The organism is Lactobacillus sp. CBA3605 (genome assembly GCF_002970915.1).
GTDB lineage: Bacteria > Bacillota > Bacilli > Lactobacillales > Lactobacillaceae > Lactiplantibacillus.
Genome location: NZ_CP027190.1, coordinates 2,009,805 through 2,024,923 on the forward strand (window position 1 = coordinate 2,009,805; position 15,119 = coordinate 2,024,923).

At 40.8% G+C, this 15,119-nt stretch carries 16 protein-coding genes and 1 tRNA gene; 9 read left to right on the forward strand and 8 right to left on the reverse strand.

Annotation, left to right across the window (positions count from 1 at the left end; all coding sequences use genetic code 11):
* Positions 1-226 precede the first annotated feature (226 nt).
* From C5Z25_RS09665 to C5Z25_RS09680, 4 genes are all read left to right on the forward strand, one after another.
* Positions 227-1,012, forward strand: a complete 786-nt coding sequence (locus C5Z25_RS09665; protein WP_105452423.1) for a hypothetical protein — start codon at positions 227-229, stop codon at positions 1,010-1,012.
* 95 nt (positions 1,013-1,107) lie between these two features.
* Positions 1,108-1,179 (forward strand) — tRNA-Asn (locus C5Z25_RS09670).
* A gap of 210 nt (positions 1,180-1,389) precedes the next feature.
* Positions 1,390-1,812, forward strand: a complete 423-nt coding sequence (locus tag C5Z25_RS09675) for a Spx/MgsR family RNA polymerase-binding regulatory protein (RefSeq protein ID WP_105449981.1) — start codon at positions 1,390-1,392, stop codon at positions 1,810-1,812.
* A gap of 122 nt (positions 1,813-1,934) precedes the next feature.
* Positions 1,935-2,144, forward strand: a complete 210-nt coding sequence (locus C5Z25_RS09680; RefSeq protein WP_105452424.1) for a hypothetical protein — start codon at positions 1,935-1,937, stop codon at positions 2,142-2,144.
* Positions 2,145-2,302: 158 nt separating this feature from the next.
* On the opposite strand, the gene C5Z25_RS09685 is transcribed toward C5Z25_RS09680, so the two are convergent.
* Both C5Z25_RS09685 and C5Z25_RS09690 read right to left on the reverse strand, forming a co-directional pair.
* A complete protein-coding gene (locus tag C5Z25_RS09685; RefSeq protein ID WP_105452425.1) occupies positions 2,303-2,737 on the reverse strand; it encodes a hypothetical protein in 435 nt (144 codons plus the stop codon).
* Positions 2,738-2,747: 10 nt separating this feature from the next.
* Positions 2,748-3,512 (reverse strand): PaaX family transcriptional regulator C-terminal domain-containing protein, encoded by a 765-nt coding sequence (locus C5Z25_RS09690; RefSeq protein ID WP_105452426.1) that lies wholly within the window; start codon positions 3,510-3,512, stop codon positions 2,748-2,750.
* 110 nt (positions 3,513-3,622) lie between these two features.
* Between C5Z25_RS09690 and C5Z25_RS09695 the strand changes: the two genes are divergently transcribed.
* Positions 3,623-4,132 (forward strand): YbhB/YbcL family Raf kinase inhibitor-like protein, encoded by a 510-nt coding sequence (locus C5Z25_RS09695; RefSeq protein WP_105452427.1) that lies wholly within the window; start codon positions 3,623-3,625, stop codon positions 4,130-4,132.
* A gap of 209 nt (positions 4,133-4,341) precedes the next feature.
* Here the strand turns inward: C5Z25_RS09695 and ppx are convergent, their stop codons facing one another.
* The 4 genes from ppx to C5Z25_RS09715 all read right to left on the reverse strand — a co-directional run bounded on the left by ppx (position 4,342) and on the right by C5Z25_RS09715 (position 9,979).
* Complete coding sequence (gene ppx / locus C5Z25_RS09700) at positions 4,342-5,298, reverse strand: exopolyphosphatase (protein ID WP_105452428.1); 957 nt, start codon at positions 5,296-5,298, stop codon at positions 4,342-4,344.
* A gap of 3 nt (positions 5,299-5,301) precedes the next feature.
* Positions 5,302-7,455, reverse strand: a complete 2,154-nt coding sequence (locus tag C5Z25_RS09705; protein WP_105452429.1) for an RNA degradosome polyphosphate kinase — start codon at positions 7,453-7,455, stop codon at positions 5,302-5,304.
* 1 nt (position 7,456) lies between these two features.
* Positions 7,457-8,986, reverse strand: a complete 1,530-nt coding sequence (locus tag C5Z25_RS09710) for a Ppx/GppA phosphatase family protein (protein ID WP_105452430.1) — start codon at positions 8,984-8,986, stop codon at positions 7,457-7,459.
* Positions 8,987-9,166: 180 nt separating this feature from the next.
* On the reverse strand, positions 9,167-9,979 hold the full coding sequence (locus tag C5Z25_RS09715; RefSeq protein ID WP_105452431.1) for a LicD family protein: 813 nt from the start codon (positions 9,977-9,979) through the stop codon (positions 9,167-9,169).
* Positions 9,980-10,167: 188 nt separating this feature from the next.
* On the opposite strand from C5Z25_RS09715, the gene C5Z25_RS09720 reads away from it, so the two are divergent.
* Complete coding sequence (locus C5Z25_RS09720; protein WP_105452432.1) at positions 10,168-10,638, forward strand: MarR family winged helix-turn-helix transcriptional regulator; 471 nt, start codon at positions 10,168-10,170, stop codon at positions 10,636-10,638.
* An 89-nt stretch (positions 10,639-10,727) separates the two neighbouring features.
* Here C5Z25_RS09720 and C5Z25_RS09725 read toward each other — a convergent pair whose 3' ends face one another.
* Positions 10,728-10,889 (reverse strand): hypothetical protein, encoded by a 162-nt coding sequence (locus C5Z25_RS09725; protein ID WP_105449992.1) that lies wholly within the window; start codon positions 10,887-10,889, stop codon positions 10,728-10,730.
* Positions 10,890-11,122: 233 nt separating this feature from the next.
* Here C5Z25_RS09725 and C5Z25_RS09730 point away from each other — a divergent pair, with 233 nt between their 5' ends.
* Positions 11,123-12,430: an NCS2 family permease gene (locus tag C5Z25_RS09730; RefSeq protein ID WP_105452433.1), complete on the forward strand. Its 1,308-nt coding sequence runs from the start codon at positions 11,123-11,125 to the stop codon at positions 12,428-12,430.
* Positions 12,431-12,494: 64 nt separating this feature from the next.
* On the opposite strand, the gene C5Z25_RS09735 is transcribed toward C5Z25_RS09730, so the two are convergent.
* A complete protein-coding gene (locus C5Z25_RS09735; protein ID WP_105452434.1) occupies positions 12,495-13,400 on the reverse strand; it encodes a proline-specific peptidase family protein in 906 nt (301 codons plus the stop codon).
* A 150-nt stretch (positions 13,401-13,550) separates the two neighbouring features.
* Between C5Z25_RS09735 and C5Z25_RS09740 the strand changes: the two genes are divergently transcribed.
* Together C5Z25_RS09740 and C5Z25_RS09745 are read left to right on the forward strand one after the other, a co-directional pair.
* Positions 13,551-14,537, forward strand: a complete 987-nt coding sequence (locus tag C5Z25_RS09740) for a biotin--[acetyl-CoA-carboxylase] ligase (protein ID WP_105452435.1) — start codon at positions 13,551-13,553, stop codon at positions 14,535-14,537.
* A complete protein-coding gene (locus tag C5Z25_RS09745; protein ID WP_105452436.1) occupies positions 14,530-15,078 on the forward strand; it encodes a biotin transporter BioY in 549 nt (182 codons plus the stop codon). Before C5Z25_RS09740 ends, C5Z25_RS09745 begins: the two co-directional genes overlap by 8 nt.
* Positions 15,079-15,119: the final 41 nt, after the last annotated feature.

Below are 15,119 nucleotides of genomic sequence, written 5' to 3' on the forward strand. Positions count from 1 at the left end.
CAGGGGACACAGTTGTGACAGCATCCTGTAAGTTTGTGACTAGACCAATTAACCAAGTGCAGGAAAGGGGTCTCATTGCTAAGCGACCGCGATTATGATTATGGGACACTTAGTAATCAAATTGAACTAAGCTTTCATATCATTTGAAAAATAGACCAATCCGAATATAATAGAAATCCAACTCAGACACTCATCGGCAGACAACTGAAGTTGGAGGTCAAAGCAGATGCAAAAAATTCGGTATTTTTTAAAAGGGTCAGTCGCAGAATTACGCTGGTTAAATCGGCAAGGCCAACGTGGCTGGCAATTGACACAAGTTAGTGGCTGTAGGTATCGCTTCATTAAACAGCCTGTTGTGGCACCGTTACTAGCGGAATACGTGACGACGCCAACGTTAACTGAACTAGTTGCGGCTGCTCAGCCAGTGGCAACGTATCAATTCAATCAACTGGCATTGGGCGTCGTTTATTTTAAGGCAGGGTCACAGCAACGAACGGTTATTACGGATGCCCAAGAGCGCTTGATTGTGATGCGAAAAGCGCGTGAACAGGCCTTGAATCGATTGAATGCGTGGGCCGTTGGAATTTGGTTATTAATGTGTTTTGCCGTTATTTTGGCGGGCCAGACGCAGCTGACAGTGGCATTGGTTCAGCGGATTTTAAGTGGGGTTGCGGTCGGGACAGTAGTGATGCTAGCGGGGATTGTGACTGGAAGTCTCGCGGCGGGGCGTTATCATCGGCAAGTCCGGCGGTTGATTCAACTCACTGGGAATGATCAGGAGGCTTGGAAGCCAACTTTTCACGTTTTATTTCACCATCAACCTCAGATGCCAGCGGTTGATCAGTTGGCGGAACTAGGTACTTGGCGATTAGCGATGCAAAATAAAGCTGGTGACTACTACTTTGATTTGCAGACTAATTTAAGTGAATTAGAAATTAAAAATTTGTTGCTTAAAATGATAAAAAACCAAGACTTTACTGTGATGTCTTGGCTGGGACTATATCCAATTTGATTTTTTATTATCTGATTAATGTGAAAAAAATAAATTAAATGAGAAAAAGACTTGCATTGCTCTCATAAAATGTGGTATAAATATGACATAGCAATTGCCCAGTAGTTCAGCGGTAGAATAATTGACTGTTAATCAAGAGGTCGCTGGTTCGATCCCAGCCTGGGCAGTTAGTAACGGTTATATTTTTGAGCGGTATCTCTCGACGAGGTACCGCTTTTGGTACGTTGTTAAGCATCAAGATTACGACGCAATTTAGTCATGAATAAATCATAAAAAAAGTATCTGACAAATCTTGACTATTGTTGACTAACAACGTATACTTACTATATAAAAGTAAGTAATAGAATTGCTTACTGTAAACCTAGGAGGAATTCATCGTGACAGTAAATTTATATTATTCAACATCTAGTAAGTCAAGCCGTAGTGCCCGCGCATGGTTGGTTGCTAATAGCATTGCCTTCAATGAACGTGACATTATCGCGAACCCGCTGGATCGCGATGAATTGAAACAAATCCTCCGGCTAACTGAAAATGGCTTCGAGGACATTGTTTCAACGCGGTCGAAAGCTTTTAAGGCTTTGCATATTGATTTATCAGAGCTAGGGTTTAATCAGTTATTGGACCTATTGGTTGAAAAACCACAACTATTGAAACGACCAATTATTTATGATGGTCGGCGGTTGCAAATTGGGTATAATGAAGAAGATATTCGGGCATTTCTACCACGTTCAGTACGTAAGTCTGAATTACGAGAAATTCAACAAAAACTATATGATGATGACCAACAAGCAGTTGGTTAAGCTAATTCAGGTCTAGGACGTCAGTCTTAGATCTTTTTTTTGTCTGGCGCTAGGCAGATTACTTGGTTTGCCATAATCAATTGGGTACAATTGGATGAAACCGATTAGAGAGGCGGATTTAGATGAGTGAACAAGATCAAGCAGCTTGGGCTGTCCAGGCGCTGCAAAAGTTACAAACAACTGATAATGCTGTAACCATTACCGGTATTATTAGTGTGATTGAAGCACAGCAGACTGAAATTGAAAGTCTCCGGGGATCAATGGAAGGCCAATTGTGGAGCCCAACTAGTTGGCAACGTGATCGGGAACAAACAACCAAACCGACGAACTAGTTGGTCGGTTTGATTGCCGCTTTTTGTAAAATGATAATTGCGCGGATAAAATAAAAATGGCTCGTAAATTTCCAGTGTTTTCAGGAAATTTACGAGCCATTAGTCTAAAATGAATATTCAGCTATAAGGGTACATTTTAAAATCATTATGGCTGAATATTAACGCCCATAAACTTTTTTTACAAATGGTAGTACAAAAAACCGATTAAAAATAGGTGCAGCAACGATATTTCTAGATAGAATAAATATAAAACTAATTAATATTGATAATTTTTCATCACCCCAAAAGGCACCGACAGTAATTGATGCATATAGCGACATTAGCATACACATCATAAATATCCGAATAAAGAATATTTTTGATGTGAGGTTCGGAAAAATCTTAAAAAGATTAGTTAATATAGGTGTAACGATAATAAAGCTGACTAATAAGGCAATGATAAATGTTGGAATTAAAGCAAATAGTACGCCAAATGCAACTGCGTGAAAGGCTAAACCATTTGCCCAAATTAGATTATAAATAATCATCAATAATACCATCAGGAAAGTGATACTAATGCTAAACGAAAATTTTAGTTCTTTTATTTTTTTCATTTTTAAAACCTCATTCAATAAATTTATTAAACTTAGAGTTTCTAAGTGTGTGTGCAATTTTGTCATATGTTGAAAAAAGATGTTGTAATGTATGATGATATTGCCAATCAGTGGGTAATAACTCAGCTGGTAAAAATGGGTCTGTTATAAAAATATTGCTAATGAAGTTTCCAATATCTAAATATAAGTTGAATAAATCTGAGTCGTCAGTTAAATCTTCGGGTTTTATATTTATTAGGAAAGCATTTACTGTTTTATATAACGTCCTGACTTTATCTAGTTGCCAAATCTTTTGTATTAGGTCATCATTCAAATTTGGCTCATCCCAAGTGCCGCTGATAGTAGATACATACTGTGTGAGTGCCATATTATGGGCGACTACTTTAATTTCAGCGCGATTATCATTAGGAGAAATATAGATGTTTGATAAGTATGCGCCAAAACCATATTGTGTTAAAACCGTTTTAAAACTATCTTTTTCTTTGCGATTTTTTTCAGGGATATTTAGTAGTACAAAATAAAAGATATCATTAAAATGGTCTTCAGGGATATATTTATTGTTTAACACATCGATATATTCCTGACCGCTTTCAGTTATTTCATAAACGCCACGTTTCATGGTCCTAATTAAATTAAGCTTTTTTAACTTAGAAAGTGTATTTCTGATACTCATTGTATTGAAGCCACGCTTAGCATAGATATCGATTAATTCTGATGATTTTACTAAATGACCGACTGAAATTAAATGTAATAATTGTTTTTTTGTTGAGTCCATTGTTTATTAATTCCTTTCATTTTATATAATATCATTTTTACGATTCGTTGACAATCGATTATGTTTAAAGTAGACTCATAATATTAAATATAATCATTAAGGAGATTGTTATGGAAAATAATTTAATACCAACTGATCTGTTTCAACTAACAAGTGATGATCTAACATCTAATCAACCGGTTCCGTTTGATCATTTAGGTGTTGAGGGCGCTGCGAATCTTTCACCCCAGTTAAGTTGGACTGGCTTTAAGCCTGAAACCAAGAGTTTTGCTCTTACTATGTACGATTTAGATGCTCCTACCGGTTCTGGATTTTGGCATTGGGCACTATATGATATTCCTGCAACTATAACTAATTTGTCAGTTGATGCTGGTAATCCGACTCAAAAAAATTTGCCATTCGGATCTAAACATCTTAAAAATGATGCTCGGTTACCATTTTATGCTGGTCCAGCACCTTTCCCGGGGACTGGGCAGCATCGATATTTGATAGCAGTTACAGCGCTTGATATTGAAAAATTAAAGATCGATTCAGAGGCAACGCCCGCAATGTTGAATTTAACAATGATGTCGCATACAGTTGGTAGAGCTACTGTGATGGTAACAGCAGAAATCAAGTGAATTTGAATTTAGAAGATTATGGTTGATTAAATCTTAAAAAATTAGTGAAATGAATCGTTAAAATTTGGTGAATTAGAAGTTAAATGATAGCAAGTAGTGGGTATAGACAAGAATACAATTTCGTATACAGTAAAGACCCGGCATAGCCGGGTCTTTACTGTATAGTGCTATTAAAAATAAGCGTTAACTAAGCCTATCGGTCTTTTTGATTATTCCGTGATGATTTTACTGTTTTGTTCCGCTAAGGCGGTTAAATGCTCAAATAAAATACCTTCCCGTAAACCGTTTTGAGAAAAGGTCATTCGGTCAGCATCTAAGAAGCGCATTAACGTGATGGCCGGAATCATCCCACCGACGATAATATCAGCGCGATCTTTAGCGAGCCCAGGAATTTTTGCCCGGCCCGTGGCGTCTTGAGCTAAGACTTCATCAAAAGTGCGATAAATGTCAGTGTCTTTTAAACGGTAGCCGTGAATCGCTTCAAAGTTCAGAAAATCACTCTGATGGCGATTGATTTTGGCAATTGTTCGATTACTACCACCCAGACAAACTAAGGGGAGGTTCAAGCCATTGCGCAACCACCAGACACTATTAAATAGTTTATCAACAAAAGTCATCGCTTTAAATAATTGATTAGCAGGGATTTGATCACCTAAGGCAAATTTTTCGGATAAACTAACGGCGCCAATTGGTAAACTAATCAATTGTTTGGCCTGACCATTAACGATGAGGACTATTTCGCAACTGCCACCGCCGGTATCCATCATGACACAGTTGGTGCTCGGTAACGTGTTCACCACGCCGAGATAGTCATAATAGGCTTCAGTGTTGCCGGGGATGACTTCAATGTCTAAGCCAATTTCGGTTTTGACTTGCTTCAAAAACTTTTTTTGATTACTCGCTTTACGCGTGGCAGCGGTGGCGACTGCTTTAAGGGTTAAGTTCGGCAGTTCAGCATAAACGGCTTTAAACGTTTTTAAGGCGGCAATAGTTCGGTCAATTGCAGCCGGTTGTAAGGTCGGTACCGCTGTGAAATCTTCATTCTCTGAGAGCCGCACCATTTCTTTGAGGCGATGGGTGACGGCATAACTTCCATCCGCTTGAATTTGAGTGATTGTCATCCGACATGAATTGGAACCTAAGTCAATTACGGCAAAATTTTCCATCTATTAGGCATCTCCTTCATCGTTTAAAGGGTTCGGGTCATTTTTCGGGCTCATCATCGGAATAAATTGATGGGCGCTACTAGTTGGCGTTGGTGTGGCATGGTCCGCCGCCACGTTTAGCTCAGCTTGGTGCATGAAAGTCGCTTGTGAGTCTAAGGTGGGTAAGCCCCGCCGATCACATTTCACATACTGATTGTCAGCTTGTAAGATCCGTGTTTTGACAGTGTCATGCCACATGGTTTCAAAAATCTGTTGCGCGCGGTCACGAATTTCTGGTTGCAAAAGTGGAAAGAGTAATTCAACCCGCCGATTAAGATTACGGGTCATCATATCCGCACTAGCAAGGTAAATTTGTGGTTCACCATCATTGCTAAAGTAATAGATACGACTATGTTCCAGTAGTCGACCGATAATTGAATGGACCTCAATATTATCAGAAACGCCTTTAATCCCAGTACGTAAGCAACAAATCCCCCGGATAATCAATTGAATTTTAACGCCGGCATGTGAGGCTTCATAGAGCTTGCTGATAATTTGGGGATCGGATAATGAATTCATCTTCATCTTAACCAGTGCTGGCCGCCCAGTTTTAGCAATTTCAATCTCGGCCGTTAACTTCTCGTTAATGAAGTCACGAATACCATCGGGTGAAATATGCAGTTTGTGGAAGTAGGGTGGTTCAGAATAACCAGACAACATGTTGAAAATATTGGAAGCGTCAATACCCATATCAGTATCAGCCGTAAAAAGTCCCATATCAGTGTAAAAGTGAGCCGTCACATCATTATAATTACCGGTGCCCATATGCATGTAGCGTTTGATGCCTTCATCTTCTCGCCGTACAACTAAGGCTAACTTACAGTGAGTTTTGAGACCGATCAAGCCATAAATAACGTGACAACCCATTTCCTCTAACTTTTTAGCCCAATGAACGTTGTTTTCTTCATCAAAGCGTGCTTTGACCTCAACTAATACGGTGACTTGTTTGCCATTTTGGGCAGCTTGCCCCAAGTACTTAATAATCGGGGAATCCGCTGAAACTCGGTAGAGCGTCATTTTGATTGCTAAAACGTTCTTATCTTCGGCGGCTTCATGAATAAAGTCCACAACGGGCTGAAAGTCATCGTAAGGATATTGCATTAAAATATCATGGGCTTTGATGAGGTCAAAAATCGAGCGTTCCCGGTAGACGGCTGGGTAATAAGCGTGATAAGCCGGGTAGTTCAAATCATCGTGCCCCGTAACTGCTTTGACGAGCTTGGAAAGAAAGGTTAAGTCTAACGGTCCGTTAATAACATACAGGGAACTTTCTTGGCTACCGAGCGCTTTAGTCAACCGATTACGTTGATGCTTACTCATGGTTTTTTCAACTTCTAAGCGCATGACTTTACCATGTTCACGCATTTTAAGTTGTTTTTGGACTTCCTTTAATAAATCGGAAGTATCTTCCTCGGCCACATCTAAGTCTAAATCCCGGATAACACGATAGGCACTTGTTTCTTTGACGGTATAGTTAATAAATAATGACCCGACAAACGCTTTAATGATGTCTTCAATCAGCATGAACTGATTTTCAGCACCGGGTAAAATCACCACTCGTGGAAAGACGTCCGGTACTTGGACGGTGGCAAATTTCCGATCTTTTTTATTACCATTTTTATAAATACGTAACGCGATATTTAAGGTGTTGTTACCAATAAATGGGAACGGCCGTGAAGAATCATCAGCCATTGGCGTTAGTGCTGGATATAATTCATCGTCAAAATAGTTTTTAACGAAATTATATTGGCTAGGGGTCAAATCTTCAATTTTGAGTAGCCGAATCTCATGTTGTTCAAGCAAGGGTAATAGTGAACGATTCAATGTGTTGTATTGCCGTTGAACCATTTCGTGGGCTTGGTCACTAATAGCTGAAACTTGTTCTGCGGGTGACATACCAGCCGAGTCTACTTGCGTATAGTTGACCGAGATGAGCTTTCGCAGTGACGCCACCCGGACGGTGAAAAATTCATCAAGGTTGCTTTGCGTGATACTCAAAAAACGGACCCGCTCTAGTAGTGGATTATCCTTATCTCGGGCTTCATCTAAAACCCGATAATTAAAGTCCATCCAGCTTAATTCGCGATTAGTGTAATAACTTTCTTTATGATAATTCATGTTAACGAACCCCCCGACGTTTGATGACAGGTGTTAAGCCGAAGACCTCCTTAAAGAATTCCGACTTTTGTGAGAACACCCAATTTTCTAAAAATAAATCGTCATGTGCATAGCACGTAATGACTACCCGTGGATTTTTAATGGAAACGGATATTTTATTGATCTTTTGCTGCCGACCATCATCTAAAGCATCGGCAATCCTTAAAATGGCGGATAGCTTGGAAACGACTAAGCGTTGCTCCAAACTCATGTGCTCGAAATGCTTAATATCCTTAGAAGGCGTTTGGGCACTGTGATAGCGTGCGATGGTAGCGATAGTTTGCTTTTCCGTATTAGTTAGCCCGGTTAATTCCGTCGCCCGTAAAATATAGTCTGAATGCATATAATGCTGATGTGGATCAATATAGCTACCGACGTCGTGAACAATCGCCGCCACCTGTAATAATAGTCGCTCGCGTTTACCAAGGTGGTGTAGCGGTTTGAGCTGATCGAATAAGTGCAAGGAGAATTTTGTTACGAGATCACGATGCTTTGGTTCAACGTTATAACGGCTAGCCAGATTTTTAGCTGCCGTGACAATTTGATCATTAAAATTATATTTTTTATAACCTAATTTTACGGCTTCTTGAATGATGAGACCATCTAATGCTGTTACATTACCAAACCAAATGGTTTTAGCTGCCGTTAGTTGTAATAATTCATTAATTAACAATAATTCGGGAATGATTAGCCGCACGTCTGCTTCGTCGACGTCGTATTTGTCCATTAAGTATTGATCAGATGCATTGATGGCATCTTGATAAAGGGTCTGAAAATCAGATTTACTCAATTCTTTGACGCCGGCTTTGTTTTGTTCTTGACGAAACAAATTTGAAAATGGTGGGACGCCTAACATCACGACATTACTAGGTTGTTGGCGGGTAGCTGGTAAAAATCGGCCAAAGTCGGCAATTTGGCTAGAGATGTAGTCGTCCAAAACTTCGACGTAATTTGGGACGCTGGATTGTAAATCTTCCAGGACTTCGGCGATACGGACGGGGCCTAGCCGGAGACTGCGTGAGAAGGCAAAAGAACCTTGATCGTAGTGCGAAATACCAACACTCCCAGAGTTAATGCCTAGTAAGTAAGTGGGTGCTTGAATCATTTCTTTGAACTTAGGAAAATGGACGGCAACTGCTGCCGAGCGTAAATACGTTTCTTGGCTACTGGATAACCAGTCAATCTTTAGGCCCGTGCGGACTAACAATTGATCTTGAATATAATCGGCGTTGTTAGCGGATGATAGGGACCAAGAGCCCCATAAATGAAACTCACTTACCCCATAATCATGCATGATTTGGATGAAGCCGGTTAGCGCCTGAGCCGCTTGCTCGACTGAATCATAGTCAATCGTATGTTGGTCGTAAATATCCTCACCTAATGAAACGTCAGACCGGACCCGTTCAACCTGGCGGAGGGTACGTAAATTTACAATTGAGAGCTCAATACTCTGCACATTAATCATCATAATACCAAATAGTTTTGCTGCCATTTTTAATATCCCTCCATTAAATTATTTAAGTATGCTAATTAATTGTGACGTGCCGCAACTGATTAGCCTCGGTTAGCTTTAATAGTTAACATACGTAAAAAAGCTGTAAAGTTCATCAAAAAAATTTAAAAAAAGCATGGTTCAGAAGCAACCCGAGTTGTTCCTGAACCACACTAGTAACTATTGCAAGCTGTCATGATTATTAATGATTAGTTTGTTCAGATGTTTTTCAACTCGTTGATTTTCCGGTGGTAATTGCATGTAATCACCATACATTCGGGTCAAGATAGCATCGTAAGCCTGTGGAATCTTAACTTGCATTGATTCGAAAGGGGCGAGTTCTAACTGCGTTAATTCGGCATAGGAGAGAATCTCTTTGTCGTAATCGTATTGCGATGCCAGATTTTTGTAAGTCCGCGAATCAGACTGTTCATATAGCCGCATATAGCCTTCACGTTCCTGTTTATGACGGTTAACGTCGGCTAATTGTTGCGGTGTTCGCTTAATTAATCGCTGCCGTAACGGCGTTTTTACAAAGTTATAATTTAAACGTAACAGAATGGCCGCATCGGCTAATTTATAATGCATGAGTTGGGATCGACGTAAGTCATCATCCGCTGGAATCTTATCAAACGGAAAGATATCGACAAAAACGCCTTTAAAAGCATTGTTGACGTTATTTTTTTCTTCAATATACGTATTAACATCTAATAGTTTCATATAGCTGAGACCATAATCAGGATCACTGGCGCCAGTCTGTAAGAAAAAAACATTAGGGTTTAAGTGCCGATTGGCAACGGTTAAAAATCGTTGATAGTCCTCCCGACGCATGCCGATATCAATATCATCATCCCAAGGAATGAATCCCTGATGACGGATGGCGCCCAGCAAGGAACCACCAATTAAAAAGTAATCGATGTGTTCCGCATCGCAGATGTTAACGACGGTCTGCATTAAGCGTAATTCGACTTGATGCAACGATGTCAGCGACATACTTTCAGCTCCTTTTCGTAAGCGGTTTACCTAATTCCATCATACACTTTGTCGGCTTAAATTGTTAGATAGGATGCTTTACGTTGTAAAAAAAGTGGGTTCAATATAGGAATTAATGCAGAATAGTTAAAGGTGTGTTATATTTTACAAACGAGTTATTGGTTAGATGAGAAAGGGTCGTGGGAACAATGAATAATGCGGAACTTGATAAGTTGTTAAATACCTACTTTGATGCCTATCAAAAAACACTGGCAACAATGACTGATTTGGTTGCGTGGCCATTGAGTCAAAATCAGCTTTCTTTTGAACAATTTTTGATTTTAAGACGCATTGCAACGGTTAATCAAGTCACCTTAAATGACATTGCGCGGCAACGTCAGGTGACGCGGAGTGCGATTTCGCGGCAGATTAAGTCGTTGCTAGCCCTGCACTACGTCTTTCAGGAGCCTGATCAACAAGATCGGCGCCGGTTATATTTACATTTGACCGAGCAGGGGCAACGGATTGAGTCCTTAATTGACCGGGCCATTACCCAGCATTTCGATATGTGGGTTAAAAAACTGGGCGATACGCAGATTGCGGCCGTCCTTGGGCAAGTCATTACTTTGAATCAACAAGTCGAACAGTTAGAACAAGATGCGCATTTAACCGAGTCCTAAATTTAAAAATCGTCGTCTCGTAACCAGTTATGATTGCGAAACGACGATTTTTTGACTGACGTGGCACATAAAACCGAACTTTTACTACCTTAATGCCGGAAAAAGTTGCAATAAATGCCTTCGCAAGCCTCTAAGAACATCCCAATGCCCATTAAATACATCGCAGCCATGTTATGCATGGTCAAAACGAGCCCTAATAAAATGGTATAAAGAATTAAGAAAAAAATAGCACTGAACTTTGAACTGGCCAAACTTATCATCCTCCCCCAACGATAAAAACCTTAGTTAATGACATGTAATCACTTACATCTTAAACCAATCGCCGATAAATTTAAAATAGAAAGTAATATTGCCTTTAATTAATTAGTGTTCGGATATTGCATTTGATAATGGACAATGATACTATTAAAATTGTTGTAAGAGAGAAAAACACGAACGTTTACAGATGTGCAAAAGCTGTTATTTTAATTATCTGGAGGAAATTATGAATAAAATTGCCGCATATTTTAATTTTTCAGAACTGAAGACATCGATGCGAACGGAAACGATTGCTGGATTGACGACCTTTGTCTCGATGGCTTATATCTTGTTTGTTAACCCTAGTGTCTTAGGTGCTTCTGGAATGGATCAAGGGGCGGTCTTTACCGCAACGGCGCTAGCATCCGCTTTAGGTTGTTTACTCATGGGGTTGGTTGCAAAGTATCCGATTGCGATTGCGCCAGGGTTAGGGGTTAATGCTTTCTTCACGTATTCCGTGGTTATCGGGATGGGTGTTAAGTGGGAAACGGCTTTAGCTGGCGTGTTCGTGGCGTCAATTATCTTCATTATTATTACGATCTTCAAGTTGCGTGAAATGATTATTGATGCGATTCCACGGGATATGAAGTTAGCTATCTCTGCTGGGATTGGTTTCTTCATTGCTTTTATCGGATTGCATGGCGGTGGTTTGATTGTCGCAAACAAATCAACCGTAGTTGGCCTAGGCTCACTGAGTGTTGGGACGACTTGGTTAACGATTTTTGGGCTAATTGTGACGTTGATCTTAATGAGTCGCAAGGTCCCAGGGGGCATCTTTATTGGGATGGTCTTAACCTCGATTTTAGGCTTGGTGACGGGCTTGATTAAAATGCCAACTCATTTGGTTTCAGCAGCACCATCCTTAAAGCCGACCTTTGGGGTTGCGTTAGCTCATATTGGGGACATTAACAGCTTACAATTAGTAATCGTTGTTTTGACATTCTTGCTGGTCACGTTCTTTGATACCGCTGGAACGTTGGTAGGCCTGGCCGAACAAGCCGGCTTTATGAAGGATAATAAGATGCCACGGGTCGGGAAAGCCTTAATGGCCGACTCAACGTCAATGTTAGTTGGTTCTGTTTTAGGGACTTCACCAACTTCGGCTTATGTTGAATCATCAGCCGGGATTGCCGTGGGTGGTCGTTCTGGAATGAGCGCAGTGGTTACTGGTATCTTGTTCCTATTGGGCCTATTCTTCTCACCATTGTTGAACGTGGTCACAACTCAAGTGACGGCGCCGGCACTAATTATTGTCGGGGTATTAATGGCGCAATCTTTGAAGCAGATTCAGTGGGATCGCTTTGAAATTGCCGTGCCAGCTTTCTTAACAGTTATCGGCATGCCATTGACTTATAGTATTTCGGATGGGATTGCGTTAGGGTTCATCAGTTATGTGATTACGATGGTCGCAACGAAGCATGCGAAAGAAGTTCATCCGCTAATGTACGTGTTGTTCTTCGTCTTTATCTTATTCCTCTGGATTTTGAATGTTTAAAAAGCAATGATAGCAAAAACGCCTACGAGATTAAACCTCGCAGGCGTTTTTTAGGTGAAGCCGGTTATTTGTTGAATTGATCAGCTTCAACATCTTTAATGAATTGTTCCAAATGATCAAAGTAAACGGGGGCATTATCAATCATGTGATGATGACCACCATTCGGCGTTGTTACTAAGCGTGAATTAGGAATGTCACGGGCCATCCGTCGAGCTGAAGCTAATGGCATAGTTTCGTGTTCACCGAACGTCAATAGTGTTGGTACCTTGATGTTGTGGATTTGATCACGAATATCCCATTCCTTGAGCTTACCGGTGATGACGAATTCATTATCACCTTGGAAAGCGTTGTAGACCGGGGTCCCAGTAGTATCAATTAGATGTGAGATGGCTTTGGGTTGTTTCCGATCAACGTAATTCGCATTTAAAACGTCGACGTATTTCTGATATTGGGGATCATTCCAGTTACCTTCAGCCTCTTTTTGCTTCATATAAGCGACTGCATCGGCTGGCAAGCATTCTTCACGACACTTGTTGACGTTGACGACATATTCTTCAATATTGTCGACCATGCTTGAAATGATCGCACCTTTTAAGTGTTGACCATACTTCAAAGCATACATCATTGTTAGGGCGCCACCCCATGATTGACCAATCAAGTAGAAGTTATCCAAGCCGAGTTTTTGGCGGACTTCTTCAACTTCTTCTAAAAAGTAGTCGTAAGTGAGGTATTTCTTGGCAATTTCTGGGTCTGAATAATCGGGTTGATCAGAATACCATGACCCTAATTGGTCATACATGGTAACTTGAACGCCTAAATCAGCTAACTTTTCGCCAAAGTTTTCCCAATATTCATGATTACCGCCAGGTCCGCCGTGCAGACAAAGTAATTTAATATCGCCATGACCTTGCGTATTGGTCCATAAATGGTAGCCATTATCGAGGGTCAAAATTGTTGTACCTTGTTTCAAATGGATCACCTAATTTCTTAATAGTTAGTCATTATATTACCACTGTTAACGGACTGTGGTCAAAGCAACTAGGGCGTCATGAAATGCTATTGCGATTAGTTAACCAATGTGAAATAATAGGTTAACTAATTTAAAAGGTGAGGTTAGCAGATGGTTAAATCAACAGCACTTTTACAAGCGTTATTACAACGGGCGCCCGAGTATTATTCAGGGGATCAATTGGCCCAACAGTTTGGGGTAAGTCGAACGGCAATTTGGAAAGCCATTCAAGGGTTGCAGGCAGCTGGCTATTCACTTGAGAGTCGCCATGGGCGCGGCTACCGGTATGTGCCGAATAATCAATTGAGTGCGCCTGTCATTACCGCGGGATTACAACTAACGGTGCCACCGGAAATCCAAGTTTTATCAACGGTTGATTCGACAAATGCGTATCTGAAACGATTAACCACTAAGCAAACGTTTACCCAACCAATTGTGGTGGTCGCAGATACCCAAACGGCCGGATATGGCCGGTTAGGGCGCGAGTTTTATTCGCCCAAGTCGACCGGAATTTATTTGAGTATTGGCTTACCAATTACGCCACAGACCCCATTGAATCCAGGGCTGCTAACCACAAGTACGGCTGTGGCTGTCGCCCAAACGTTAACAGAATTATTACCAGTCAAGGTTGCCCTAAAATGGGTCAATGATGTGTTAGTTGATCAGCATAAGGCGGTGGGGATTTTATCAGAAGCGGTTACTGATTTGGAAACGGGCCAGATTTCGACGGTAATCGTGGGTATTGGGATTAATTTAACGACGCAAGCCTTTCCAGATGACTTACAAGCTAAGGCTGGGGCGGTAACGAAGCAAACCACAGTGACACGTAATCAGATTATCAGTACCCTGCTTAATCAATTTTTTACGCGTTATCAAACTTATCAGACCGGTGATTTTATGGCTGATTATCGGCAATTATCAATGGTCATTGGACAACAAGTTGAGCTAACTAGCGGCCAAAAAAGAATCACTGGTCTAGTAAAAGATATTGATGCAACGGGGGCCTTGGTGGTGCAGTTGCCATCAGGTCTTATTCAGCGACTAAGTTCTGGTGAAATTACGAAAGTCACGTTATTAACGGGAGATTATCATGGTTAAAAAGCATACTTTGAGTCAAATGATTATTGCTGCTGAACTAGCTGTTGGACTAGCGTTATGTTCAAAAATAACGGTACCACTAGGCTTAATTCCGTTGACAGGCCAAACTTTGGCAGTTGGTCTAATTGCGAGTTTGGTGCCAACTGTAACCGGAACGTGGACAATTGCCATTTATTTATTACTGGGATTGATTGGGTTACCCGTATTCGCAGGTAGCACGGCGGGATTGGCAGCGCTATTTGGTCCCACGGGAGGTTATCTATGGGGATTCTTTCTTTATGTTTGGATTATGGGGGCCTTTTGTAAGGGGCTTAAACCAACCTCAGCTTTAATTATTGGAAATGTGGTTGGTGCACTGGTCCAACTAATTGCAGGGGCTTACTGGTTAGTTCTGACTGCCGACTTAACGTGGTCAGCCGCAATGAGTGGTGGGGTTGTCCCGTTCTTAATCCCAGCATTGATCAAACTAGTCCTAGTAGTTATAGGTGCAAAAGCAATTTTTCGGCGAGTTCCGGCCCGTTTTGGCTTAAGAAATTTATAAAATTTAGCTATCTAGGGTACTTGTGAGGCTTAATAAATAAA